Source organism: Parasphingorhabdus sp., from assembly GCF_048267785.1.
Taxonomy (GTDB): Bacteria; Pseudomonadota; Alphaproteobacteria; order Sphingomonadales; family Sphingomonadaceae; genus Parasphingorhabdus.
In genome coordinates, this window is the sequence record NZ_JBLWWU010000015.1 from 1 (window position 1) to 25,081 (window position 25,081).

The following is a 25,081-nucleotide window of genomic DNA, read 5'->3' on the forward strand; positions in this document are numbered from 1 at the left end:
GATTAATGCTCAACTTTGAGAAAAAATGGTCGGGGAGACAGGATTTGAACCTGCGACCCCCTGTACCCAAAACAGGTGCGCTACCAGGCTGCGCCACTCCCCGACGCGCGCTTCCCCTAGGCGGTGCTTTTGGGAAAAGCAAAGGGTTTTTACGCTTCTTTTTGCCGCTGCTCAAACTGAGCCATTCGCGGCATGGGAAAAAAATATGGTGGGCCCGGAGGGACTCGAACCCCCGACCTAGCCGTTATGAGCGGCCAGCTCTAACCAACTGAGCTACAGGCCCGTATGAGCAGCTTTTTTCAGGCAAATCTCAATGGGATGGTGCGATAGCGGAAGCCGTGATGATTTGGCAAGACCGATCATCGCAATTCGTCAGTTTGATAAAAATGAGATGCTAAGCGCCCGCAGCCGCCTGCACCAGTTCATGGATATCGACGGGCTTTACATTTCGCGTCTGCAGATGATCCAAAACCTCCCGCCACCAGTCGTAAAAGCCATCGAGATCTTCAGCGGTCCGCACATAAGGTGTATGCCCCGGTGACAGCGACGGAGAATGAAAAGAAAAAACCAGCAACCGCAGATCATCGTCCAGCGCAACGTCTATGGCTTCCTTGGTTTCGCGCGCCGAAACCCCTTCGGGAGTCAGCGGAATGCGTTCCAGCATCTTGCTACGCGACAACAGAGCATTGGCAAGCGGTGATTTTTCCATGAGCGCCGCCACGAGCCCCGGTTGCTTGCGCAACAGGCCCGAATAGATAGTCGTAAGCGGCACTTCGAGAAGCTGTTTGTCTCCGTCCCACCAGAATGGTTCGGAACCGACCGCCAGAAAATCCGGTCCACCCTCCCCGCTATAGTCAAAGCGCGGCCGGATGCTGCTGTCCATGACAAAGGCGTGCTTGATCAGCAGTTCAGCCGTATGCGGCCCAATACCATATCGACCGGCACGGTAGATGGTGGGCGTGATGCCGATTTTGGCGCGAATGGTATCGCGCAGTTCCACAAGCTTCTGTTCTTCCAGTTCTTTTGGCAGATTGCCGGCGAAGCTGTTATGATCATTCACCCGTTCGTCAAAAGGCGGATTGACCCAGGGATGCAGATGAACGCCGATTTCGGCAGTTTTCTGCTCCGCGACAGTTTTGAGAAACGCCACCGCCTCGGGATTCGTGATGATCGAATAGTCGACAAAATAGGCCGGTTTGACCTGGTATTTCTCGATAAACTCCTGAAATCTTCGCAGCATGGGCACGGAAATGGTCGTGTGTCCGCTACGCTGGAACGGGGCATCCCAATCGAATTCCTCTTCCGTGTCTACCGATATCAGAAAGCGTCTTCCGAATTCCGCCGACCATCGCACAGGACGATCCTGTCCATGGATTTTCATCGGCTGATGTTCTTGAACAGAAATTCCAGACGACTCCATTTGGCAGATCATTGTCGAAAATTACATTATCGACGGGACGCTTAATCCAGCTCCGTTTCCCGAATGGTAATTTTGCTAGACGTCGCTGCCGGTAGGGTCAAGGCAATGTTTTCCTGGTTGATCGTCAGCGATCCGCCGGCCGCTTGCGCCAGATTTCTTACCAGACGCAACGAGAAGCCAAGGCCGAGCAATGATGATTCCCCGCCATCGTCGTCGATTCCCTGCGACGGATCGAGCAATATGCTTTCGGCAATATCCTTTATCCGGGAGGGCCGCGACAGAGTGAACTGATTGGTCGGGTGCAGGCCTATCCGTGTCCGTAGCTCGCCTTTCAGAATCTCGCCATTTTCACAGGAAATGATCGCCGCCGACAATAATCGGGCAAATATCCGTTCGACAGATTCACCGTCCAGCGCAAACGGCCGAATGGGCTCCGCTTTGTTGATATTCAGTTCCACAGCCTTGCTCTGAGTCAGTCCCTGCAGCCGCTGCGTCATCCGCTCGAACAACCAGTCCGCTCTGGTGGTTCCCGTCGACTCAGGCAATTGTCCCGCATCAACCTTCACCGCGATATCCAGATCCTCAAACCCCGCCAGCAGTCGTCGCGCTTCATCCATGATGTTGCGCGCGAGCGAACGATATTCAAAGGAAGCAGGTCCGAAGAGTTGCTGTTCGATAATTTCGCTAAAACCGATCACAGCGTTGAGCGGCGTCCGCAGTTCGTGGATCAGTTGCTGGAGCTGTTCCCGTCGTTCGAGATCGATATTACGATGACCGGCATCCTCGGCAATATTCGGTCGCCGCATGATACCGCGATAGCCTTCGAACCGACCGGTTTCATCACTGAAAAAGGGAATGGCGCTCATCCGCCAGTCGCCGACCACGATGGATGCACCACACAGGCGCATACGGGCATTTTCCATCGGCATCCGCTGACGAAAAGCTGCGGCACCATAAGCGTCCGGGCCAGGTCCTTCATCGAACGCGGGCTGTGCTATGGTGACCCCTACGATTGCGCCTTTCGGAGGCCCCTCAGTCCAGACGATCGTCCCCGACTCGTCGGTCTCGAATCTGATCGTCTCAAGCGACTCGACAAAATAGCTTGTGTTGCTGCCGCTGCTTTTCGCAGGCTGTGGCGTTTCAGCGGTGCGGTTTTTTTGATAGTCGGCAATTTTCTCGACCAGCGCGCTGATCTGGGACGCTTCATCTGCCCCGGCAGAAACCTCGGACCTATTTTCTGGCAGATCATCGTCCGCCTTTTTATCAGGACTGTCGCTGACAGGATGGATCGCGCCCAGCGACGCCGGGGCACCTTCTTCCCTCTTTTTGTCCGCAAGTCCAAATCCCTGTGATTGCAAGTGCGCCTGCGCCCGTTCGGATAGCCGCGGAAACGCATCGGCACATATTTCCGGCGAGAGATCGGCCGCAGCGATGGCAGCATCGCAGACAGCATCAGTGTCGGCGCTCAGGTAAACCAGCAAAGGAGCCGAACGCAATCTGCCGTTGAGCGCCTGCACCGCTGCTACCCGGTCCGCTTCGGCGACCAGGCTGTGCAAATCGCGCAATCGGGTAAGTCCCGCCTGCACCTCCTGATTGCCCAGATCTCCCGGCTTCTGGGCCAGTAGATCGAGCACCTGTCGCCATTGCGTGGCAGCGGCCGGGCCTTCTGGCAGGCTCCCCTTGAGCACGGTGGTCAGGCGGTCATCGAAGCGCAATATTTGATCCTGAAAATCTTGGTTATTCACAACTGTTAACTGACCGATAACCTTTTCGCGCCGCCACTGGAAGCCATGAAAGTTTCGCGTCACAATGTGGGACATGGGAGAAAGCGTTGCTTGGGCGACTTATTATATTATACAGATCAAATGATTCGCGAACGGAAATTACTTCACCATGGCTGACATTACCCTTGATGAAATCGATCTTAAGATCTTGGAGCGGCTGCAAACTGATGGCCGGATTACCAATGTCGAACTTGCTAATAGTGTTGGCTTAACGGCCCCTCCCTGTCTTCGTCGTATGCGCGCGCTGGAAGAAGCGAATGTCATCAAATCCTATCACGCTGCGATCGACCCTGCCAAAATGGGATATACGATCACTGTCTTTGCGATGGTTAGCCTGAAAAGTCAGGCAGAAATCGATTTGCAGGCGTTCGAGGACCATGTGCAAAAACTGCCCGAGGTACGCGAATGCTACATGCTGAACGGTGAAATCGATTTTATGCTGAAGGTGGTCGCCAAGGATCTCCAGCAGTTCCAGAGTTTTCTGACCAGCCAGCTTACTTCGGCGCCAAATGTCGCCAGCGTAAAAACGTCGCTCACCATCAGGTCGGCAAAGCATCTCCCTGGCGTCCCGATCAATCAATAAAAAAGGGCGCCAAAAGCGCCCTTTTAATCTTCAAACCTATAGAGACTAGCTCGCTGGCTCCGCCGCAGCCGGAGCTGCCGCCGAAGCGGCTGGCTTTGTCTGTTGGCTTATCCACGTCTGCCACATCTTCGCGAGCGGAGCGCGGGTTCCCGAAACTTTGGTAAACGCCTCGGTTGCTGCTGCATAATTACCGGCATAGGCTTCGGCTGTACCAATGCCCATATAGCCACGATTCACGTCAGCCCCCGATTTCGACAGACCTGACTTATAAAAAGTCACGGCCTTGCCATAATCCTTATAGCCCAACCAGACATCGGCAAAATTCATCATCACCGAACTGCTCCCGGAACCGCGTACGCCAGATGGATCGGAAGGCAGTGATTTCTTGTCTGCAGCCACTTCGCGGCGGGCCGGTGCGAGCAGCTCTGCAATCAGAGGACTGGTGGAACTGACGATCCCCTTCTGCTGTCCATCTTCCAGAACCGCGACCACTTCACCAAAGAGGTTTTTGCGCTGCGCTTCTTCCGCAAATTCCTTATAGTCGCCAGAAGTCTTGAGCGAACCGGTTGCTTTCATAAACCGCAATACTTCGAGATTTTGTACACTGTCAGCTTGCGATGTACGGCGACTGGCTGCCACTGCATCGCCCCATGAATCACCCGACGGATAAGCGGAAGCCCATCTGGCAGCCCATGTCGAGTAGAGTCCCATATTACCGCTCGCCAACGCGCGGTCACGGGCCAGCCTGTACCAGCTTTCCGGTGGCTTGGTTTCTGACGCATTGGCGTTGTTGATGATTTCATCCCATTTCGCCAGGCCTTCGGTATGCATGTTCCTCTTGAAATAGGTCTCCGCCAGCAGGGGCTCTATGTTATTCTGGCGATAGCCAAGATCATAGGCAACCTGAAACCATTTGGCGGCGTCGGCCCAACGATCAGCGCCATAGGCAAAGTTACCGGCGAAAAAGTTGAACGCAGGCAATTGCTCCGGTCCGGTGCGACCACTTTCCAGCGACGCGATGATGCCTTTTTCCTGCAATCCGGTGTCTTTCAGCGTACCGCCGAGTTGAATGGCCAACTGGCCGGCAACGTAGCGATCATCCGGTCCCAGCGTTTCGGCAAGCAGCGCTTCCACCAGCGGCTTCGCGGTTGCTGGGGCGTCCGAGCCCATGGCCTTTTGAATTTCAGCCACTTTTGGCCGGACTTCTTTGCTAATTTTGATTTCAGATTTTTTTTCTTTTTTCGGTTTGGCCGCTTGCGCGTCCTGCGGCATCGCCGTCAGCGCCAGCGTGCCGGCAGTCGCCAATGCAACGGCCATGGAAAAATGAGATAAAAAACGCATGTATATCCTCCGGATGATGATTATGTGGGAGAAACGAGTTCCCCGGAATATGGTTGCACCACACACTCTTGGCCTTATTACCAAGCTTTCACCTATTTCCTAGAGGGAATCCGCTGAATAGAGGTTGAACAGTGGCAACCGCATCCCTCCCACATCGTATAATGAGGTAAAATCGCGTGCTTGCAATTATTTCTCCCGCCAAATCACTTGATTTTGAGTCCACCATTCCATCGGTTGCGCCAACCGAAAACCGCTTTCCTGCTGAAACCGAAAGACTGGCCAAAGCCATTGGCAATCTGACCGTAAAGAAATTGAAGGAAATCATGCCGGTTTCCGACAATCTGATTGCGCTCAACCGGCGGCGGTACAGCGATTTTTTCGCGCAACCCGAACGGCCTGCGATCTACGCTTATAATGGTGACGTATATACCGGATTCGAGGCGGCCAGCATAGGTGAGGAAGCAATGGCCTTTGCCCAGGATCATCTCCGGATTCTGTCCGGTCTTTACGGTTTGCTCCGCCCGCTGGATCCGATCCGCCCCCACCGTCTGGAGATGGGCACAAAATGGGCACCGCGCTACAACAAGCTGACCGACTTCTGGAAAGACAAGATTGCGGGCGCGCTTGCCGCAGATCTCCGGCAAATTGAGACCGAAACAATCGTCAATCTTGCGAGCAACGAATATTGGGCATCGGTCAAACCCCACGTGGCGAAATTGCCCGCGCGGATCATAGAAGTCGATTTCCGCAAGGATAGTCCCGACGGCCCCAAATTCATCAGCTTTGAAGCCAAACGCGCCCGCGGTATGATGGCGCGTTACATTTGCGAAAACCATCTGACCGATCCCGAAGCACTCAAGGGTTTCGACTATGACGGTTACCGCTATGACGCAGACGGCAGCACCGAGAGCAGCTTGCACTTCGTTCGGACATGACCGGAAAATCCGCGGTGGTGATCGGCGCGTCCGGCGGGATTGGCGCCGCCGTCGCCGATCTACTGGAGACCGGCGGCGAATATGAAGCCGTCGTCCGGCTGTCCCGCTCCGGCGATAGCCCCGTACCGCTAGACGTGACCTCCGAGGGCAGCATCGACGCGGCGGCGAAATGGCTTAGGGATCATCACATCGCCCCTTCGCTGGTTTTTGTTGCGACCGGGCTGCTCCACGACGAGAGGAACGGACCGGAAAAAAGCCTCCGCCAGCTGGACACCGCCTGGCTGATAAAAAATTATCAGGTCAATGCGATCGGCCCGACTCTGATCGCCAAATATTTGCTGCCGCTGATGTTACGAGACGGGACCATAAAATTTGCTGCTCTCTCTGCCCGCGTCGGCAGCATTTCCGACAACCGGCTCGGCGGCTGGTACGGCTACCGTTCGTCCAAGGCGGCACTCAACATGATGATCCGCAACCTGTCGATAGAATGGTCGCGCAAGAACCAACGTTCGATAATCGTTGCTCTGCATCCGGGCACCGTCGACACAGATCTGAGCGCCCCATTTCAAGACAATGTTCCGCCCCAAAAACTGTTCGGTTGCGGTCGCGCCGCCCGCCAGCTTCTGGCTGTTCTTGATGGCCTGGAACCCGCTGACAGCGGAAAGATTTTTGCGTGGGACGGTACGGAAATCAAACCCTGATTTCGGCAGTGCAATATTAATATAAAAATGGCCTGAAAGGCTGGCTTTTACCGGTCCGATCCCCTAGAGGAATCAGCAAGAAAAAACCCATGAAAAAGGCCCGTTTGTGAACGAACAAACCACTCCACCGTCGCCCTCCAGTATCGAACCGGTAGACATCGTCGATGAGATGAAAACCAGTTATATGGACTATGCCATGTCGGTCATCGTCAGCCGCGCGCTGCCCGATGTTCGCGATGGCCTCAAACCCGTCCATCGCCGGATTTTATTTGCCTCACAGGAAGGCGGCATGGTTGCCGGTCGGCCCTATCGCAAAAGCGCAAAAATTGTCGGTGACGTGATGGGCAACTATCACCCCCATGGCGACAGCGCGATCTATATGGCGCTGGCCCGGATGACTCAGGACTGGTCGATGCGCGTTCCACTGATCGACGGTCAGGGGAATTTCGGATCGATGGACCCGGATATGCCGGCGTCGATGCGTTATACCGAAGCACGGCTGAACAAGGTTTCCAATTTCCTGCTCAACGATCTCGACAAGGATACAGTCGATTTCATCCCCAACTATGACGGCAGCCGACAGGAGCCGAATGTTCTGCCCGCCCGCTTCCCCAATCTGCTGGTCAACGGCGCTGGCGGTATCGCGGTCGGCATGGCAACCAATATCCCGCCGCATAATCTCGGCGAGGTGATAAACGCCAGCCTAGCCTATATTGAGAATCCCGGGATCACGATCGACGAGCTGATCGAAATCATTCCAGGACCGGATTTCCCGACCGCACCTTTGATCCTGGGCCAATCCGGGGCCCGTGCTGCTTACAAGGACGGACGCGGATCGATCATGATGCGTGCCCGCCACGAGATCGAGGAAGGCCGGGGCGACAAGCGCTCGATTGTTCTGACCTCTATCCCGTTTCAAGTCGGCAAATCCGGGCTGGTTGAAAAAATAGCCGAAGCGGCCAAGGACAAAAGGATTGAGGGTGTCTCCGATATCCGCGACGAGTCCAGCCGCGCTGGCGTGCGTGTGGTGATCGACTTGAAGCGCGATGCAACGGCAGATGTCGTGCTCAACCAGATCTGGCGCTTCACGCCCGCGCAATCGAGCTTCCCGGCCAATATGCTCGCCATTCGTGGCGGTCGGCCAGAAGTTCTCAATTTGCGTGACATCATCGAATCCTTCATCACTTTTCGCGAAGAAGTCATCACCCGGCGGACCAAGTTTGAACTGAACAAGGCCCGGGACCGGGCGCATGTATTGCTCGGACTGGTGGTCGCGGTCACCAATATGGACGAAGTCGTCAGGATTATCCGCGGATCCGCAACCCCGGTCGAAGCACGCGAATCATTGCTTGCTCGTGAGTGGCCGATTGCCGAGATTGCGGGCTATATCAAGCTGGTCGAGGCGACGGAAACCGAGGTCGAGGGCGATGTCTACAAGCTGTCCCAGATACAGGTCAAAGCGATCCTGGATCTGCGCCTGCAAAAGCTGACCGCGCTGGGCCGCGACGAAATTGGCGACGAGCTAAAAGAACTGGCAGCCGCAATCGAGGAATATCTCGAAATATTGGCGGACAGGGTAAAACTCTATGCCGTGATGCGCGAAGAACTGGAGGAAGTGCGCGATCAATTTGCCACGCCGCGACTCTCCGAAATCACCGCTGCCTGGGATGGTCTGGAAGACGAAGACCTGATGGAACGGTCCGAAATGGTCGTGACCGTCACCCATGGCGGCTATATCAAGCGGACCCCGCTCGACACGTTCCGGGCCCAGCGCCGCGGCGGCAAGGGCCGCGCCGGCATGGCGACCAAGGATGAGGATGCCGTCACCGAATTGTTCGTAACCTCGACCCATACGCCGGTTCTGTTCTTCTCGAACCATGGCAAGGTCTACCGCCTCAAGGTCTGGAAACTGCCGGAAGGCGGTCCGCAGACCAAGGGACGTCCGATGATCAACCTCTTGCCACTTGCGGACGGGGAAGTCATTTCCACCGTATTGCCGTTGCCGGAAGACGAAGCCGAATGGGCTGATCTTCACGTCATGTTCGCCACCGCAAAGGGCAATGTGCGGCGGAACAGTATGGACAGCTTCACCAATGTGCCGTCCAACGGTAAATTCGCGATGAAATTTGATGAAGGCAGCGACGATCGCCTGATCGGCGTGGAGTTGCTGACCGACAATGACGACGTCCTGCTCGCAACCAAAAACGGCAAGGCCATTCGCTTCGCCGGTGACGCCGTGCGGTCCTTTCAGAGCCGGACCTCTACCGGTGTTCGGGGTATTGCACTGAAAGGCGATGACGAAGTCATCTCACTGTCGGTTCTGCGTGGTTTTGATGCATCGACCGAGGAACGTGACCAGTATCTCAAGGCCGCGGCATGGAAAGACAATGAGAATAAGCCGGAACTGTCCGCAGAACGCATGGCGGAATTCTCTGAAAATGAGGATTTCATCCTTACCGTCTGCGCCAACGGCTATGGCAAGCGTTCGAGCGCCTATGAATATCGCCAGTCGGGCCGGGGTGGTCAGGGCATTCTCAATATCGACAATATCCAGCGCAATGGCACGGTCGTTGCCAGTTTCCGCGCGTCTGACGATGAGCAGGTCATGCTGGTCACCGACCAGGCCAAGCTGATCCGCATGAAAGTCGCGGACATGCGGGTGATCGGGCGGAATAGCTCGGGCGTGAAATTATTCGACGTTGCGAAGGGCGAACATGTCGTCGGCGCGGCCAAGATTGACGAGGAAGAAGAGCCGGAAAACGAAGCAGAAGAAGCCGTGGTCGAGGAAATGGTCGATCAGGGCGTCTCGGACGGAGATGTCACGACGCCGGAAGATGACACACCGGAAGATACAGAAGAATGATCCAATACCGTTCGTCCTGAGCTTGTCGAAGGACGTCTTGCGAAAACAGGCCTCTCACTAGAAAGAGGTGTTGCGAAAGCCTCAGCACGAACGGAAAAATATCGAGGGGAAAGCCAATGAAGGTCACAGCATCCAACCAGGCATGCGGGGCCGAAGTGACGGGCGTCGACCTGACGCAACCGCTTTCCGCTGACATGGTCGCCGCAATTCGTTCTGCATGGCTCGAACATCATATTTTGTCCTTCCCGGATCAGACCATGGATGACGACGATCTCGAACGATTCACGCGCTATTTCGGCGATTTCGGACATGATCCATTTTTCGATCCGATCGAGGGCCGCCAGCATATCGCCGCGATCCGCCGCGATGCCGACGAGAAAAGCCCGCTATTCGCCGAAAACTGGCACAGCGACTGGAGCTTTCAAGCGCAGCCACCAGCGGGAACCTGCCTTCTGGGAATCACGATCCCGCCGGTCGGCGGCGATACATTGTTCGCCAATCAACATGCCGCGCTCGACGCCATGCCATCCGAAATGCGCGCGCAATATGACGGTCTGACCGCGATCCACAGCGCCCAAATGGCCTACGCGCCTGACGGTGCCTATGGTGAAAAGGACGAGGGGCGCAGCATGGCCATCCGACCCGACGAATCCGCGCGCGCAACCCAGACCCACATGTTGATCCGCGAACATCCAGAGACCGGACGGCCGGGACTGTTCAGTTGTCTCGGTTATATTATCGGCTTTGAGGGCATGGAACAGCAAGACGCCCTGCCCTTGCTCCAGCAATTATACGCCTGGCAAAGCCGAGACGAATTTGTCTATCGTCACCAATGGCAGGAAAATATGCTGATCATGTGGGACAATCGCTCGCTGCTGCATTGCGCGACCGGTGGCTATGACGGCCATGACCGGTTGTTGCACCGGACCACGATTGCGGCCTATCAGGCGTGAACCGGATCAGCGCTGTCCGCGGCCATCTCATGGCGTAACGTCCTGACAATCCCCGTAGCAATCATGAACTGGCCGAAATAATATAAGGGCCAGACCAGAAGATCGGGAATGATACTGGTTTCCAATGGTCCCATGCGGGCAAATATCAGCAAGTCGGAAACCAGAAACAACACCGCCCCCATACCAACCTGATAGCGTGAAAAGCGGCTCGTCCAGGCCATCGCCGCCATTGCCGCGACCGACAGGCAATAGACTCCAATACCCGCAGCGGCAGCCCGGTCCGATGGCAAGATCCATGCGATCAGCACGGACAGCGGCACCAATATGATCGCAAAGACTTTCTGGCTGAACCCCAGTTGGTGGCGGCGGAAGCGGGAATAGAAGGCAATCGCCAGCAAATGGCCGGCCATAAACGCTGCCGCTCCCAATATCAGGTCATATTCCAGAGCCATGTCGCCAATCGCGCCAAGCGCCATGATCCCGCCGACAATCTTGCCGTCCAGACGATGCAGGCGAACCAGCGCATAAATCGCGAGAAATCCGACGCCCGCTCCTTTCCAGGCCATCAGGTACAAGCCCGGAATATTGCTATCCTTAACAAAGAAATAGCTGATGCCGAACAACAGGCTGAGCAACAGAAACGGTCTGGATTCGGCAAATGCGTGTTTCATCGGAATGTCATGGTCCCCTCTCTTGTAAATCGCCTCTATCACGCAACAAGCGTGACTGCCAGATTGACTTTGCAGTCTTACCACAACACTAAGGCGCCCATGACAGATGTACATATTATCGGTGGCGGGCTCGCCGGGTCGGAAGCAGCATGGCAACTCGCGGAACAGGGTGTAAAAGTCCGCCTTTCCGAGATGCGGGGTAGCGGCGAGATGACGCCCGCGCATCAGACCGATGGCCTTGCCGAACTGGTCTGCTCGAACAGCTTCCGCTCGGACGATGCCGAAAAAAATGCCGTCGGACTTTTGCATCAGGAGATGCGCGACCTCAATTCCATCATCATCGGGGAAGGCGACAAGCACCGCCTGCCGGCCGGATCAGCACTGGCTGTCGACCGCGATCATTTCTCCGAAGGCGTAACCAAACGGCTGAGCGAGCATCCCAATATCGAGATTGTCCGCGAGCGGATCGATCAACTGCCCGAAAGCGGTCTGACGATTGTTGCCACCGGCCCCCTCACCGCGATGACGCTCGCGGAAAGTATCGGCGCCGCCACCGGCGAGGATTCGCTGGCCTTCTTCGATGCCATTGCCCCGATCGTCTATAAAGACAGTATCAATATGGACATCGCCTGGATGCAGTCGCGCTGGGACAAGGTCGGGCCGGAAGGCGATGGCAAGGACTATATCAACTGTCCGATGGATGAGGAGCAGTATAAGACCTTCATCCAGGGCCTGCTCGAGGGCGAAAAGACCGACTTCAAACAATGGGAAAAAGACACGCCCTATTTCGAAGGCTGCATGCCGATCGAAGTCATGGCTTCGCGCGGGCCCGAGACACTGCGCTTTGGACCGATGAAGCCCGTGGGTCTGACCAACAGTCACACCGGTGGCAAGGCATATGCCGTCGTCCAGCTCCGTCAGGACAACGCGCTTGGCACACTCTGGAATATGGTCGGCTTCCAGACCAAGCTGAAATACGGCGCGCAGGTCGAATTGCTCAAGACCATTCCCGGCCTTGAAAATGCCGAATTCGCCCGGATGGGCGGCCTCCACCGCAATACATTTATCAACGCGCCGAAATTGCTCGACAAGGAGCTGCGGCTCAAGAAAGCACCGCATATCCGTTTCGCCGGACAAATCACCGGCTGTGAAGGCTATGTCGAAAGCTCGGCGGTCGGCTTGATGGTCGGCCGAATGGTCGCAGCGGAAATCCGCGGCGAGCCGTTCACCCTGCCCCCGCAGACCACCGCGTTCGGCGCGCTGCTGTCGCATATCACCGGCGGTGCCGATGCCCGCGACTATCAGCCGATGAACGTCAACTTCGGTCTCTTTCCTCCGTTCGAACAGCGCGTGAAGAAGAAGGAACGCAAGGAAGCCTATACCGCGCGAGCCCGCGAAGACTTTGCCTTGTGGTTGCAGCCGCTGTCATCAAAAGGTCTGCAGCTCGCCTAGCATTTGCACTTGGGCGCCGAGCGCTTGGGGCGCGTGCTTCTGAATTCGGTTCGGGTCAGCTGACTGTTACCATCCCGGTCCGCGCCAGCGAACCGGTCACTGGTCGCGACGGCCCACTCCTCGAAGGTCAAAAGATTATTGCCGTCCTTGTCGAGCTTGCGGAAAGCATCGGTGCGGCTGCTTAACATCTCGAGACGGGTGATAATCTCATCGCCATTGCGGTCATAACGATTGAACCGCATTTCCTCGCGAGAAGGCTTGTAAGCTTTTGGCGGTGCCGGACCGATCATTTCCGCGTCCAGATCGGCCTCGGGCAAAATTTCGGGATCAACCGGTTCCGGTGGCGGCGGCGCAGCGGGCAGCGGAATATCCTGTCCTTCCGCACCGATCCAGAGGAACAGGCCTGCGGTCAACATCAGCATCATCCCGGCGGCACCGGCGGCAAATTTCTTCATAAGCAGATCCCGTGGATCAGCGGCTCGATCTAGCGACCAGCGATACCGTGCCAGATAATCCGCGCGGCGCTGGCCGGATTATATAGATCGGGAGCCAGTTGCCCCTTCCTAACATCACGCATCACCAGTTGGCAGAGGATTGAAAGCGGTCGTCCGCTTCTGTCAAAACCTGTACGCTGCCGTGATTGCAATATCCGCCTGCTGCGGTCGAAGGCGGAAGCCCGCATATTTGCGTCCGAGCAATGACGGGCAAAATCCCACAAGGCCCATGCCCTGGCTGTTTGAGCCTGACCTTCCGTCAAACTCTCTGTGCCCGGCAAGGCAAAATCGAAAAACCCGCAACCACGCGCACGGGCATAATTTTCAAACTGACGGTCGTCCCAGGGAAAATCATCAAGCATGAACTCCCATCCTTCGAGCAAGGCACACAGCGGCGCGAGATTTTCTCCATTGGCTTCCAGCAGATTGATTTGTTCGACCAGCGGTTCACCGACCGGTCGTTCAGCGGCAGGCTTGGTTAAAATATCCCGCCACCAGGTTAACCGCATCTGTCCTATCAATGTTTCCGATGTCGAACGGATAATCTCTGCGAATCGCGCATCGAGCGCAAATGCCAGCGCATAGCGGTCACGATCAGCCGATTTTGCATAGGCAATAATCAGCCGCTGTAGTGGTTCCAACTCTTGCAACGCATCACTCATGGCGCTGCGGTCGCGAGTTTTCTGCCAGAAATCAAGGTAAACTTCACCTTAACCAGCCCTGTTGCGCCGCCGCTAACCCTTTTTCCCGTAATTGGCATATTCAAATTGGATTATTTCAGGGGGCCGGAGCAAATGCTTGGCAAAAAGGACAAGAGTTCAACACGGGCTATTTTAAAGGCCTTACGGTCGAACACGGCCGGTAATGTCTATGCCATGGCAGCCGCCGCATTATTTCCGATCGCCGGTATCATTGGCGGCGGCGTTGATATTGGTCGCGCCTATATGGCGCAGGCCCGCCTGCAACAGGCCTGTGATGCCGGCGCGCTAGCCGGTCGTCGCGCGATGTCCGGGGCTACAATGTCGTCTGCCGATGCCGCGGAAGCACGAAAATTCTTTGATTTCAACTTTCCCGAGGGATCATTTGATACCGACCCCTTTGTCGCAACCAGCGATGGTGCCAACCCACGATTTGTTGATGGCCCCGGTGATAAAACCGTGAACGGTTATGCCGAAACCACATTGAACACCTCGATCATGAAAATTTTTGGTTTCAAGAAGATGAAGCTGAAGGTGGATTGTTCAAGCCGTCTGGACATCGGCAACGTCGATGTGATGATGGTGCTTGACGTTACCGGTTCGATGAATTGGAAACCCAATGGCTCTAGCACCAGCAATGAATCACTGAAGAAGATAACCGGTCTGAAGGACGCGGTTGAGGATTTCTACAATATTCTGGGGAGCGGCGGTGGCGCACAGGGTAGCCAGATCCGCTATGGTTTCATGCCGTATAACGCGATGATCAACGTCGGCGAAACTTTGTATGACGCAGATCCCTCCTGGCTGGTTGGTGGCGTCGGCACTGCTGAAGAAGACGAGTGGAATTATCAGACCCGGCGCGCTCATTGGAAAGTTCCTGGTACAGGACTGCGAACCACCTACGAACAGATCAACGTCGCTGGAGCCAGCGGCAATGACCGTGATGCCTGCGAATTCAAGTTCGGGCAAAACAAATCCACGCCTCCTGTATGGAGTCCGGGCGACAGTGGATACGGGTCCGGTACACCGCTCACGCAGAACGGCTATTATTATGAATTCAGCTATTACAGCTACAAGCGGAAAAGCTCGAACAACAAGGTGTGCAAGCGCAAGGTCGAACGATATGATACGCCCCCGATAAAAACGACCACCTGGCAACCGGGTGCTCAGTTCGACTTCTGGGAATATGACGAACTTGACCATGATGTATCGGCCTATGTCGCATCAATAAAATCGAGCAATCCAAAGGCACTGCGTCCAACCCTCTACAACAATCCTTCGGATAACACCGACGGTCCAACCGATCGCTGGGATGGCTGTATCGAGGAACGTGACAGTTATGCGGATATCACCGCTACCACCAATGCCATTCCCGCCAACGCCTATGATCTGGATATCGACCTGATTCCGGAGAGCAAGGCCACCCGCTGGCGGCCGTACTGGAGTGGCGTGGAATATCTGCGCAACGGCAATTCGGCGAACGATTCGTCATGCCCGGCACCGGGAAGACGGCTTGCCGAATATGCCAGCTATGATTCCGATCCCGGTCTCAATTCCGATGGCAACACGATCTACTCGGGCAGCCTGAAGAGCTACATCAATGCACTCAGCCCCAATGGCAACACCAACCATACTATCGGTATGATCTGGGGCGCGCGGTTCCTGTCGGCGAGCGGCCTGTTTGCGACGGAAAATTCCAAGTCCAAAAACGGATTCAATATCTCTCGTCATCTCATCTTCATGACGGACGGCGATTTGAACGTCTTTCCCAATAGATATAACGTCTATGGCTATAACGAGCTGGATGGACGCCTCGCTCCGGAAAACACCAACCAGTCGAACTATGAGAAAATTCAGGCGCAACGCTTTCAGTTGATGTGCCAGGCGGTGAAAGCACAAGGTGTGACGATCTGGGTTGTCCAGTTTACCAACAGCAGCACCATTCAGACGCATCTCAAAAATTGCGCGACCAGTGAAAGTCATGCTGCCGCTGCAACCAGTAACGCCGCACTGCAGGACGCGTTCGGCGATATCGCGAAAACCATTGGCGGACTGAGGTTGTCGAAATGACCAGATTGAAGATGAAAAAAATTCCTGTTCTGGTCAATGAAAGTGGCGCGACCTTGGTCGAGTTTGGCTTGGTGGCGGGACCGTTCATCCTGATGCTGCTCGGCATTATGGACCTTGGCTATCGCGGCTATGTCGATACCGTATCCAAGTCCGTTCTCCACCAGGTGGCTCGCGATGCTTCGACCGGCGAAATGACCGTGGCCGAGATCAAGCAACAGGTAAATGATGGCCTGGATGATCTGGTCCTCGACGACGCTGTTATTGCCGTGACCACCCAGAGCTATTTCGATTTTACCAATATCGGAAAACCGGAAAAGCTGACCACCGACAATAATGGCAATGGCGAAGTCGATCCCGGGGACTGCTTTATCGACAATAACGGCAATGGTGTGTTCGATACCGATTATGGCATCGAAGGTACTGGCGGCCCCGACGATATTGTGAGCTATAATATCGAAATTAAATCGCCGCGCCTGTTCCCGCTGGCATCGATGATCGGGCTGGATGAAGAAATGGTAATATCAAACAGCACAGCGGTACGGAATCAACCTTTTGGTGCACAAGTCGATCTCGTCGAAACCTGCATATCAACACTGGATTAGAGGGAGGCGGATTGAACATGGAAAATATACTGAAAAACAATGCCACCCAGATGGTCGAGCGGTTCAAGAATTTGCCGATCGTCGAAGATACAAGTGGTCTTGCGCTGCTCGAATTTGCCTTCACCGCACCGGTCATGCTTCTGATCGGCATGGCTGGCATGGAGACCGCAAATCTTGCCATCGCCCATCTTCAGGTCAGCCAGATTGCAATGCTGGTCGCCGATAACGCTTCGCGCGCACGGGAATCCATCGACGAAGCCGATATTCGCGAAATATTCACCGGCGCAGATCTCACCGGCGACGCAATCGATTTCTCTCCCAATGCCCGCATCATATTGTCCAATCTGGAAAGCAACGGTCGCAGCGGTTCCTCCAAAGGGCAATGGATCCGGTGGCAGCGCTGTTATGGCGGCAACACCAGTTTTTCTTCCTCCTACGGGGCCGAAGGTGACGGAAGATATGACTCCAGCCTGGCCGCCGGAATCGGACCAACCGGGAAGAAAATATCGGCAACGGGTTCAACCGCGATCAATTTCGCAGAAGTCGCATATGATTATAAACCGCTGATATCCGACCGGTTTTTCGGCAATACCATCATCCGCTATGAAAGTGCCTTCGTGGCACGTGAACGTGACGACCACGCGATGAAAAATGCCAGTTCGATTCCCAACAACCAATTGTGGAAATGCAATGTCTACGCAACGATAGACAATCCACCAAGCTAGGACGCCCGAACAGACAAATGTCCCGCGCCGGCTCCCGGGCCATCGCCAAGTCTATCGATAGCAGACCTTTTTCGCTGCCGCGATGATCCGTGCGCTGTCGATCAGGGCCGCTTTTTCCAGATTGGCCGCATAAGGTAGTGGCACATCTTCGTTGGTCACCCGCATCACCGGGGCATCGAGATCATCGAATCCCTGTTCCATGCACAATGCGACAATTTCGCTCGCAATCGAACAGGTCGGCCACCCTTCCTCGGCCACAACCATCCGGTTGGTTTTGGCAAGGCTCTTGAGCACCGTTTCTTTGTCCAGCGGTCGCAATGTGCGCAGATCGATAACCTCCGCTTCTATGCCTTCGCCGGCCAGACTGTCTGCTGCCTCGAGCGCAAGACCGACACCGATGGAATAGCTGACGATCGTCACATCGCTGCCTTCGCGCATGATCCGTGCCTTGCCGATTGGAAGCGTGTAATCATCAATCTCCGGCACTTCGAAAGACCGCCCGTAGAGCAGCTCGTTTTCCAGAAACACGACCGGATCGGGGGTCTGAATTGCCGCTTTCAACAGACCTTTGGCATCGGCTGCATCATAAGGGGCGATCACGACCAGACCCGGCACAGCGGAATACCAGGGACCGTAATTCTGACTGTGTTGCGCGCCCACCCGGGATGCCGCACCATTGGGGCCACGGAATACAATCGGGCAGCGCATCTGGCCACCGGACATATAATTGGTCTTGGCTGCCGAGTTGATGATCTGGTCAATCGCCTGCATGGCAAAGTTGAAGGTCATGAATTCGACTATCGGCTTCAATCCCCCCATCGCCGCACCGGCACCAATGCCGGCAAAACCATGTTCGGTAATCGGGGTATCGATCACCCGCTTCGGACCAAATTCTTCGAGCAGGCCCTGTGTCACTTTATAGGCGCCCTGATATTCGGCAACTTCTTCACCCATGACAAAGACCGTCTCGTCCTTGCGCATTTCCTCTGCCATCGCGTCGCGCAAGGCTTCTCGAACAGTGACCGAGACGAGATTGGTACCGGCAGGCACGGACGGATCATCTGCTCTCGAGACCGGGGCTGGCGGTGCAACATCCGCGATTTCCGGTTTCACTTCTTCCACGGCTTCATCCTTTGCGTCCGGCTTCGATGCACTGGCGGGTTTTTCTTCAGCCGCCGGACCGGTCTCTTCGTCTTCCCCGGCCATTTCAGCAATCACCGCACCGACCGGAACTTCATCGGTTCCGGCTGCGACCAGAATTTTCGTGATCACGCCTTCATCGACCGCTTCGAATTCCATCGTCGCCTTGTCGGTTTCAATTTCCGCCAATATGTCGCCGGAACTGACTTCGTCGCCTTCCTTGACGAACCATTTGGCCAATGTACCTTCTTCCATGGTTGGAGAAAGAGCGGGCATTTTGAGTTGGATCGCCATCAATATTGCTCCACCAGCACGTCAGTATAGAGTTCGGACATCGCCGGTTCCGGAGATTCCTCTGCGAAATCTGCAGCCTCCATCACCGTCTTGCGAACCTTTTTGTCCATCGCTTTCAAATCCTCTTCCTTCACACCCTGTTTGATCAGGGCCGCTTTCAAACGTTCGATCGGATCGGATTTCTCGCGCACATCCTGTACTTCGTCACGGCTGCGATATTTTGCAGGATCGGACATTGAATGGCCGCGATAGCGATAGGTTTTCAGTTCCATCAGAACCGGACCGCCGCCGCCACGCACGTCCTTCAAAACTTCTTCCACCGCACCACGAACAGCAAGAACATCCATGCCGTCGACTTGCACGCCGGGAATGCGAAAGCTTTCGCCGCGCCGGTAAAGCTGGTCTTCGGCGGAAGAGCGGTTGACACTGGTGCCCATCGCATATTGGTTGTTCTCGATCACAAAGATCACCGGCAACTGCCAGAGTTCCGCCATGTTGAAACTTTCGTAAACCTGTCCCTGGTTGGACGCCCCGTCGCCAAAATAGGCCAGACAGACGCCGCCATCTTCTTTATATTTATGGGCGAAGGCCAGACCGGTGCCGAGCGAGACCTGCGCTCCCACGATACCATGACCGCCATAAAAGCCATGCTCGACCGAGAACATGTGCATGGAACCGCCCTTGCCTTTGGAAATGCCCGAAGCACGGCCAGTGAGTTCTGCCATCACGATCTTGGGGTCGATCCCGCAGGCCAGCATATGGCCATGATCACGGTAACCGGTGATGACACTGTCCTTGCCCGGATTGATCGCCGATTGCAGGCCGGTCACAACCGCTTCCTGACCGATATAGAGATGACAGAATCCGCCGATCAGGCCAAGTCCATAGAGCTGCCCCGCTTTTTCCTCAAAGCGCCGGATGAGCAGCATTTGCTCGTAGAAATCCAGCATCTCTGCCTTGGTTGCACTATAGATGGGTGCCTTCAACCCGCCCGTTGCATGAACGACAGGCTTGGCCTTGGCTGGCGGCCGCTTGGCCGCTGTAGGTTTTTTGATTGGGGTGGTTTTCCGGGGAGATTTTGCCACGCGAGCGGGTCCTTTTTTTTTACGAACAAACAGCATAGCCAAAACTTTTGCGTTACCCAAGTATTTAGACTCAGTGACCGGTTAAATAAATGAGATGGCGGAAGGAAACAGCGGATCGCTATTTCAGTGGCACGATGATTTCATCGGGATGCACAACATTTACCTTTTTGCGCAGCAGTTCACCGATCAAATCAGGATCAGCACCGCGGGGGTCAAGCAACTGAACGCGGTTTGCCAAAGCAGCCCGCTCCGCTTCCAATTTGGCCAGTTCGGCTCCGCGCGTTTCCAGCTTTGCCTGATATTCCCCCCAAGCCAGAACGCCGGTTGGTCCAAGCACGGCATAGCCGGCGATCGCAAGCAGAGTCATCAGCGCGAATCCGGGCCCGAGAGCCGCTTTTATCAAATCCGTGATTTTTTCGCGTTGTGCCATAGACCAACCTTGAATCAGAAAAGTGATTCGCTGGCAAGAGGGTTAATCTTTATTTCGATCAAAGGACGCCAAGCTGCCTCCTGTGAACGAGGAAACAGCGATCAACTGAAAATGGAACGCCCTGCGTAGCGCGCAACATTTCCCAATTCTTCCTCGATCCGGATCAACTGGTTATATTTGGCGAGCCGATCCGACCGTGCCAGACTTCCCGTCTTGATCTGACCGCAATTTGTCGCAACCGCGAGATCGGCAATCGTCGAATCTTCGGTCTCTCCGGATCGGTGCGACATGACCGCGGTATAAGACGCATTTTGTGCCATCCGAACGGCCGCCAGTGTTTCCGACAAGGTTCCGATCTGGTTGACCTTGACCAGCAGTGAATTGGCCAGTCCGTCGTTGATGCCCATCGACAGACGCTCTGGATTGGTCACGAACAAATCGTCGCCGACCAGTTGCACCGTATCACCAACCGCATCGGTGATCAGTTTCCAGCCTTCAAAATCATCTTCCGACATGCCGTCTTCGATCGATTTGATCGGATAGTCCTTGCAAAGATCTGCCAGATAATCAGACATTTCAGATGGGCTGAGCACTTTGCCTTCGCCCGAGATATGATATTTGCCATCCCGGAAAAATTCGGTGGCGGCGCAATCAAGAGCAAGTACCACTTCGTCACCGATCTTGAACCCGGCCTTTTCGACCGACGCCATGATGAAATCGAGCGCTTCGCGGGTTGACCCAAGATTTGGCGCAAAACCGCCTTCGTCGCCCACAGCTGTTGCCAGCCCTTTTTCCGACAGGCCTTTTTTCAATGTGTGAAATATTTCCGAACCCCAGCGGACCGCTTCTGCAAGGCTGTCCGCACCCACAGGCATGACCATGAATTCCTGAAAATCGATCGGGTTGTCGGCATGCTCGCCGCCGTTGATGATGTTCATCATCGGTACCGGCAGGACATGGGCCGAAACACCGCCGACATAGCGGTAGAGCGGCAGACCGCGCGCATCGGCGGCAGCTTTTGCCGCGGCTAGGCTGACGCCCAATATCGCGTTGGCACCCAGTCTTGCCTTGTTCGGCGTGCCATCAAGGGCGATCATCGCGGCATCGAGTTCTTCCTGATCCTCGGCATCGAAATCGGTCAGCGCGTCCTTTATCTCGCCGTTGACCGCGTCAATCGCCTTGAGGACACCTTTGCCCAAATATTTACTCTTGTCGCCGTCGCGCAATTCGACCGCTTCATAGGCACCGGTAGACGCACCGGACGGAACCGCAGCACGACCGAAGCTGCCATCCTCGAGCAGGATATCAACCTCCACCGTGGGGTTGCCACGACTGTCCAGAATCTGGCGGGCATGAAGGTCGATTATTGCGGTCATGAATATGGCTCCGAATGAAGAAAAACTATAGCGTCGACCTTATCGTGATGGGCATCTTCTTGCAATCCATTACGCCCCATTTATCGTAGGCTTGCCCCTTGATTCATAAGCAAATGATACCATTTCGATAGTAAGGGAACCGCAAATGGAACGCTTTCTGTTTGCGGAGCGTTGGCAAGGGACAATTCAGGAAGGAATATTGATCATGGTAGAATCCACGAAACCGGCCACAAAGCCGACGACAAAAACGACGGCCAAAAAGCCCGCCGCAAAGAAGACCACAACCAGAAAAGCTGCTGCCAAAAAAGACACATCGGAAAAGCGCACCCCAAAAGCGCAAAAGGCTGCTCCCCTGAAAGCCGGAGCCACCAAGGCGGCATCGACTACCAAAGAAACAACCGGTGATTTCAAGGAACGCGCCGTGAGCAAAGCCAAATCGGCTGCGACTCAGGGCAAGGAGCGGACCGGTAACGCAATCGAGAATCTCAGCAAGATCATCGAGGACAGCGCCAAAACCATCGACAATAATGTCGGCGAAAAATACGGCAATTATGCCCGTTCCGCCGCCGATGCCGTTTCCTCCTTCGCCGAAAAACTGAACGGCAAGGAAATTGACGAAATGGTCGAAGACGCACGCGGATTTGTACGGAAAAGTCCAGCCGTCGCCATTGGCGCTGCAGCCGTCGTCGGTTTTCTGGTATCCCGTCTGGTCAAATCAGGGATGGATGATAGCGACGCATGAGTGTAGCATGATGTCACCATATCAGCGGGTGACGGATGTTGCAGAACAAGGATATTCCGATTTTGGATGACGAGCAATTTTCCGAAGAGACCGAAGCCACCGTCGCAGACGAATCAGAGGCCCGGTCTCTCGCCTCACAACTGACCGGCCTGATCGAGGATGTTCGGATTTTGGCCCATGCCGAAGTCGAATATTATCGGACCAAACTGTCGGTCAATATGGCGGCGACCAAGCGCGTAGTAACGTTGTTCGGGGGCGCGGTCGTGATCGGCACGACCGCGATCATTGCCCTCATTCTGGGGATATTGCTGGTGCTGTCTGAGCATTTGGGTCCCTTGGCCGCTACCGCTATCGTGGTCGGCACCGCCTTGCTGATTGCTAGCATCATGATGAGCATGGCGATAAAACAGGCAAAGAAACTGCCGCTGGATGAAAATGATTCGTGAGTAAGGATGATGCCAAATAATAATGACGATATATTCAGCCTGCGTGCCCTGTCGATCGACCGGGATCAGGCACGGGAAAATTTGAAACAGGATACGGCGGCAACCAGAGAGCGGCTGAAACCGTCCAACCTGATTGCCGAAGCAAAAGGCAAAGCGGCGCAGCGGGTCCGCAAGGCAGGAGAAAGCGCGATCAATGGAGTCAGGGCCCACCCGGGAATCACCGCCACCGTTGCCGCCACCGCGACGCTGATCGCCATGCGCAGACCAATCGCCAGAATGATGGCCAGACAGAAGAGAAACGAGCCGGATCAAATCGAGGAATAGAAAATGAGCAAATTGACCGACAATATCGACAAAGCCCGTGCAGCATCCCGGGAACGGTTTGAAACGGCAAAGGAAATTGCCAGCGAAGGCACGACCGTCGCGCGCGAGAAAATGTCCGAAAGCAAGGCGCGCGCCGCTGCCCTGCTGGGCGAAGGCCGTGAAAAAGCAGAAGCGAGCGTCGCCGCGACGAGGGATGTCGCGAAAAAAGCCGTCGAAAAATCCGAAGAAACCATTTCCAATAGCCCGCTGGCCATTGTCGCCGGTGGTGCCGCTCTGGGTATTCTCATTGGCGCATTGCTGCCCAAGAGTCAGGCCGAGGGCAAATATGTCGGTGCCGCCGGACGCAAGATCAACGAAACCGCAAAAACCGCCTACCAGGCTGCCAAGGAAGCAAGCCGCGACCAGATCTCGGAAATGGGTCTGAACAATGACAATATGCGCGCGCAGTTCAAAGATCTGTTTGGCAAAGCCATAGAGGCTGCTAAGACCGCCATGGCCGCAGCACAGGATGCGGTAAAAGATGATAATCAGGGCAAAAAATGAGCGAAGAACGCAGCAGAATGCATTTGGTAATGGGCGGACGGGTCAAGGATCCACGCGGGCTGGAATTTGAAAATCTCGACAAGATCGATCTTGTCGGTGTCTATCCCAACTATGAAGAGGCAGAAGAGGTCTGGCGCTCAAAGGCCCAGCAGACCGTCGACGACGCCGAAATGAAATATGTCGTGGTGCATTTGCACAAGCTGCTCGAACCGGATTTCCCCTGGGACGCCCCGAAGGAAGACTAGACGCCGAAGGAAGATTAGGCGCTGCGAAAACGCCATTCAAGCAGCGGCCTGGTCAGCACCAGCCCGGCAACAAACCCGCCGATATGCGCAAAAATCGCAATTCCTTGCAGGTTCCCGCTCGTCGCCAGTCCGATCATCAACTGAATGCCGACCCATGCGAGCGTCAGCCAGACGATGCGGACGACATGGCCCGGAATCGGGCCGACCGGATCGACCCTGTTGCGCGCGAATAACAACGCATAGGCTCCCAATATCGCCGAAATAGCACCGCTCGCACCGATCATCGGGATGGCGGAATCACTTTCCACGACATATTGCGCAAAAGCCGCCGCATAAGCGCCGACGACATAGAGAATGGCCATCAACTGCGGACCGAGTACCTGTTCGACATAGCGACCGCAGAATAGCAGCATCAGCATGTTGAAACTTATGTGCAGAAGGCCGCTGTGCAGAAAGGCAGAGGATAGCGGCGTCAGCCAAGCGGGCACGAGCCAACCATATTGCGCGGCATCGATGTCGACGCCGCTCAGCCTGATCGGGAACATCCCGCCGCGCAGTACCGCGTCCTGCTGCCAGCCGAAAATCCAGATCACCAGAAAGATCACGACATTGGCGATGATCAGTCCGTTGGTCAATTTTCCAGCCGGCATGGTCATCGTGTCTAGATGAACTCAATCTTGTCGAGCAGGAAATATTTGTCGCCCGCCGGCACGGTCACTTCGATCTCGTCGCCGACGCTGCGCCCGATCAGGGCCCGGCCAATCGGGGAGTTATAGCTGATCTTGCCAGCCTTGGCATCCGCCTCCGCCTGACCGACCAGCTGATATTTCACCGGCTTGTCATCTTCGTCGAGCAAGGTCAAAGTCGCCCCGAATACCGCCTTGTCGCCGGACAGGGTTTTCGGGTCGATAATCTGTGCGCGAGACAGCTTGTCCTCAAGATCGCTGATCGTCGCCTCGACCTGGCCCTGCCGTTCCTTCGCCGCATGATATTCGGCATTTTCCGAAAGGTCACCATGTGCGCGTGCGGTTTCGATCGCGTCGACGATGATCGGACGCTCCGCTTTCAATGCCTTGAGTTCGGCCTCCATTCTGGCATGGCCTTCGGCGAGCATTGGTACTTTTTCAACAGCCATTGATTGGCCTTTCCTTACTGATACGCTGC

Annotated in this window: 26 protein-coding genes and 2 tRNA genes; 14 read left to right on the forward strand and 14 right to left on the reverse strand. The window is 55.4% G+C overall.

Annotated elements, in window-relative coordinates; genetic code table 11:
• Positions 1 to 26: 26 nt before the first annotated feature.
• From ACN0VD_RS12310 to ACN0VD_RS12325, 4 genes are all read right to left on the reverse strand, one after another.
• Positions 27 to 103, reverse strand: a tRNA-Pro gene (locus ACN0VD_RS12310).
• A gap of 103 nt (positions 104 to 206) precedes the next feature.
• Positions 207 to 283, reverse strand: a tRNA-Ile gene (locus ACN0VD_RS12315).
• A gap of 111 nt (positions 284 to 394) precedes the next feature.
• A complete protein-coding gene (locus ACN0VD_RS12320; RefSeq protein WP_417594664.1) occupies positions 395 to 1,381 on the reverse strand; it encodes a polysaccharide deacetylase family protein in 987 nt (328 codons plus the stop codon).
• A gap of 80 nt (positions 1,382 to 1,461) precedes the next feature.
• Positions 1,462 to 3,135, reverse strand: a complete 1,674-nt coding sequence (locus tag ACN0VD_RS12325; protein WP_417594666.1) for a sensor histidine kinase — start codon at positions 3,133 to 3,135, stop codon at positions 1,462 to 1,464.
• Between the two features lie 178 nt (positions 3,136 to 3,313).
• Here ACN0VD_RS12325 and ACN0VD_RS12330 point away from each other — a divergent pair, with 178 nt between their 5' ends.
• Positions 3,314 to 3,787 (forward strand): Lrp/AsnC family transcriptional regulator, encoded by a 474-nt coding sequence (locus tag ACN0VD_RS12330; RefSeq protein WP_417594668.1) that lies wholly within the window; start codon positions 3,314 to 3,316, stop codon positions 3,785 to 3,787.
• 45 nt (positions 3,788 to 3,832) lie between these two features.
• On the opposite strand, the gene ACN0VD_RS12335 is transcribed toward ACN0VD_RS12330, so the two are convergent.
• Positions 3,833 to 5,128, reverse strand: a complete 1,296-nt coding sequence (locus ACN0VD_RS12335; RefSeq protein ID WP_417594670.1) for a hypothetical protein — start codon at positions 5,126 to 5,128, stop codon at positions 3,833 to 3,835.
• Positions 5,129 to 5,304: 176 nt separating this feature from the next.
• Here ACN0VD_RS12335 and ACN0VD_RS12340 point away from each other — a divergent pair, with 176 nt between their 5' ends.
• The 4 genes from ACN0VD_RS12340 to ACN0VD_RS12355 all read left to right on the forward strand — a co-directional run bounded on the left by ACN0VD_RS12340 (position 5,305) and on the right by ACN0VD_RS12355 (position 10,580).
• Positions 5,305 to 6,063 (forward strand): YaaA family protein, encoded by a 759-nt coding sequence (locus tag ACN0VD_RS12340; protein ID WP_417594672.1) that lies wholly within the window; start codon positions 5,305 to 5,307, stop codon positions 6,061 to 6,063.
• Positions 6,060 to 6,764 carry an SDR family NAD(P)-dependent oxidoreductase gene (locus tag ACN0VD_RS12345; protein ID WP_417594674.1) on the forward strand — a complete coding sequence of 235 codons (705 nt, stop codon included), beginning with the start codon at positions 6,060 to 6,062 and terminating at the stop codon, positions 6,762 to 6,764. The genes ACN0VD_RS12340 and ACN0VD_RS12345 overlap by 4 nt, the downstream gene beginning before the upstream one ends.
• A 169-nt stretch (positions 6,765 to 6,933) precedes the next feature.
• A complete protein-coding gene (gene gyrA, locus ACN0VD_RS12350; protein ID WP_417594819.1) occupies positions 6,934 to 9,627 on the forward strand; it encodes a DNA gyrase subunit A in 2,694 nt (897 codons plus the stop codon).
• Positions 9,628 to 9,743: 116 nt separating this feature from the next.
• Positions 9,744 to 10,580 carry a TauD/TfdA dioxygenase family protein gene (locus ACN0VD_RS12355; protein WP_417594676.1) on the forward strand — a complete coding sequence of 279 codons (837 nt, stop codon included), beginning with the start codon at positions 9,744 to 9,746 and terminating at the stop codon, positions 10,578 to 10,580.
• On the opposite strand, the gene ACN0VD_RS12360 is transcribed toward ACN0VD_RS12355, so the two are convergent.
• Positions 10,571 to 11,251: a lysoplasmalogenase gene (locus ACN0VD_RS12360; RefSeq protein WP_417594678.1), complete on the reverse strand. Its 681-nt coding sequence runs from the start codon at positions 11,249 to 11,251 to the stop codon at positions 10,571 to 10,573. The genes ACN0VD_RS12355 and ACN0VD_RS12360 overlap by 10 nt on opposite strands.
• A 99-nt stretch (positions 11,252 to 11,350) precedes the next feature.
• Between ACN0VD_RS12360 and trmFO the strand changes: the two genes are divergently transcribed.
• The gene (gene trmFO / locus ACN0VD_RS12365; RefSeq protein ID WP_417594680.1) at positions 11,351 to 12,703 is read left to right on the forward strand and encodes a methylenetetrahydrofolate--tRNA-(uracil(54)-C(5))-methyltransferase (FADH(2)-oxidizing) TrmFO; all 1,353 of its coding nucleotides are present in this window, start codon (positions 11,351 to 11,353) and stop codon (positions 12,701 to 12,703) included.
• Here trmFO and ACN0VD_RS12370 read toward each other — a convergent pair.
• Entirely contained in the window at positions 12,700 to 13,158 is a 459-nt protein-coding gene (locus ACN0VD_RS12370) for a hypothetical protein (protein ID WP_417594682.1), read from the reverse strand. The two genes, trmFO and ACN0VD_RS12370, sit on opposite strands and share 4 nt — an antisense overlap.
• Positions 13,159 to 13,187: 29 nt before the next feature.
• Positions 13,188 to 13,859, reverse strand: coding sequence for a hypothetical protein (locus tag ACN0VD_RS12375; protein WP_417594684.1), 672 nt, complete (start codon positions 13,857 to 13,859; stop codon positions 13,188 to 13,190).
• Between the two features lie 132 nt (positions 13,860 to 13,991).
• On the opposite strand from ACN0VD_RS12375, the gene ACN0VD_RS12380 reads away from it, so the two are divergent.
• From ACN0VD_RS12380 to ACN0VD_RS12390, 3 genes are read left to right on the forward strand one after another with little or no spacing between them, the layout of a single operon-like run.
• Positions 13,992 to 15,965: a pilus assembly protein TadG-related protein gene (locus tag ACN0VD_RS12380; RefSeq protein WP_417594686.1), complete on the forward strand. Its 1,974-nt coding sequence runs from the start codon at positions 13,992 to 13,994 to the stop codon at positions 15,963 to 15,965.
• The gene (locus ACN0VD_RS12385; protein ID WP_417594688.1) at positions 15,962 to 16,567 is read left to right on the forward strand and encodes a TadE/TadG family type IV pilus assembly protein; all 606 of its coding nucleotides are present in this window, start codon (positions 15,962 to 15,964) and stop codon (positions 16,565 to 16,567) included. The genes ACN0VD_RS12380 and ACN0VD_RS12385 overlap by 4 nt, the downstream gene beginning before the upstream one ends.
• Positions 16,568 to 16,584: 17 nt before the next feature.
• Complete coding sequence (locus ACN0VD_RS12390; protein ID WP_417594690.1) at positions 16,585 to 17,292, forward strand: TadE/TadG family type IV pilus assembly protein; 708 nt, start codon at positions 16,585 to 16,587, stop codon at positions 17,290 to 17,292.
• 51 nt (positions 17,293 to 17,343) lie between these two features.
• On the opposite strand, the gene ACN0VD_RS12395 is transcribed toward ACN0VD_RS12390, so the two are convergent.
• The 4 genes from ACN0VD_RS12395 to eno form a co-directional block, all read right to left on the reverse strand.
• Positions 17,344 to 18,726, reverse strand: a complete 1,383-nt coding sequence (locus tag ACN0VD_RS12395) for a pyruvate dehydrogenase complex E1 component subunit beta (RefSeq protein WP_417594692.1) — start codon at positions 18,724 to 18,726, stop codon at positions 17,344 to 17,346.
• The gene (pdhA, locus tag ACN0VD_RS12400; RefSeq protein WP_417594694.1) at positions 18,726 to 19,811 is read right to left on the reverse strand and encodes a pyruvate dehydrogenase (acetyl-transferring) E1 component subunit alpha; all 1,086 of its coding nucleotides are present in this window, start codon (positions 19,809 to 19,811) and stop codon (positions 18,726 to 18,728) included. Before pdhA ends, ACN0VD_RS12395 begins: the two co-directional genes overlap by 1 nt.
• 118 nt (positions 19,812 to 19,929) lie before the next feature.
• Positions 19,930 to 20,241: an FtsB family cell division protein gene (locus ACN0VD_RS12405; RefSeq protein WP_417594696.1), complete on the reverse strand. Its 312-nt coding sequence runs from the start codon at positions 20,239 to 20,241 to the stop codon at positions 19,930 to 19,932.
• 101 nt (positions 20,242 to 20,342) lie between these two features.
• Positions 20,343 to 21,617, reverse strand: coding sequence for a phosphopyruvate hydratase (eno, locus tag ACN0VD_RS12410; RefSeq protein WP_417594698.1), 1,275 nt, complete (start codon positions 21,615 to 21,617; stop codon positions 20,343 to 20,345).
• Between the two features lie 145 nt (positions 21,618 to 21,762).
• Here eno and ACN0VD_RS12415 point away from each other — a divergent pair, with 145 nt between their 5' ends.
• The 5 genes from ACN0VD_RS12415 to ACN0VD_RS12435 are packed head-to-tail and all read left to right on the forward strand — an operon-like array spanning position 21,763 to position 23,917.
• Positions 21,763 to 22,359 (forward strand): hypothetical protein, encoded by a 597-nt coding sequence (locus tag ACN0VD_RS12415; RefSeq protein WP_417594700.1) that lies wholly within the window; start codon positions 21,763 to 21,765, stop codon positions 22,357 to 22,359.
• A gap of 35 nt (positions 22,360 to 22,394) precedes the next feature.
• Positions 22,395 to 22,805 (forward strand): phage holin family protein, encoded by a 411-nt coding sequence (locus ACN0VD_RS12420; RefSeq protein WP_417594702.1) that lies wholly within the window; start codon positions 22,395 to 22,397, stop codon positions 22,803 to 22,805.
• 6 nt (positions 22,806 to 22,811) lie between these two features.
• A complete protein-coding gene (locus ACN0VD_RS12425; protein WP_417594704.1) occupies positions 22,812 to 23,129 on the forward strand; it encodes a hypothetical protein in 318 nt (105 codons plus the stop codon).
• A 3-nt stretch (positions 23,130 to 23,132) separates the two neighbouring features.
• The gene (locus ACN0VD_RS12430; protein WP_417594706.1) at positions 23,133 to 23,672 is read left to right on the forward strand and encodes a DUF883 family protein; all 540 of its coding nucleotides are present in this window, start codon (positions 23,133 to 23,135) and stop codon (positions 23,670 to 23,672) included.
• Entirely contained in the window at positions 23,669 to 23,917 is a 249-nt protein-coding gene (locus ACN0VD_RS12435; RefSeq protein ID WP_417594708.1) for a DUF4170 domain-containing protein, read from the forward strand. Before ACN0VD_RS12430 ends, ACN0VD_RS12435 begins: the two co-directional genes overlap by 4 nt.
• A gap of 14 nt (positions 23,918 to 23,931) precedes the next feature.
• Here ACN0VD_RS12435 and ACN0VD_RS12440 read toward each other — a convergent pair whose 3' ends face one another.
• Positions 23,932 to 24,552 carry a rhomboid family intramembrane serine protease gene (locus ACN0VD_RS12440; protein ID WP_417594710.1) on the reverse strand — a complete coding sequence of 207 codons (621 nt, stop codon included), beginning with the start codon at positions 24,550 to 24,552 and terminating at the stop codon, positions 23,932 to 23,934.
• 26 nt (positions 24,553 to 24,578) lie between these two features.
• Positions 24,579 to 25,052 (reverse strand): transcription elongation factor GreA, encoded by a 474-nt coding sequence (gene greA / locus ACN0VD_RS12445; RefSeq protein ID WP_417594712.1) that lies wholly within the window; start codon positions 25,050 to 25,052, stop codon positions 24,579 to 24,581.
• Positions 25,053 to 25,081 lie beyond the last annotated feature (29 nt).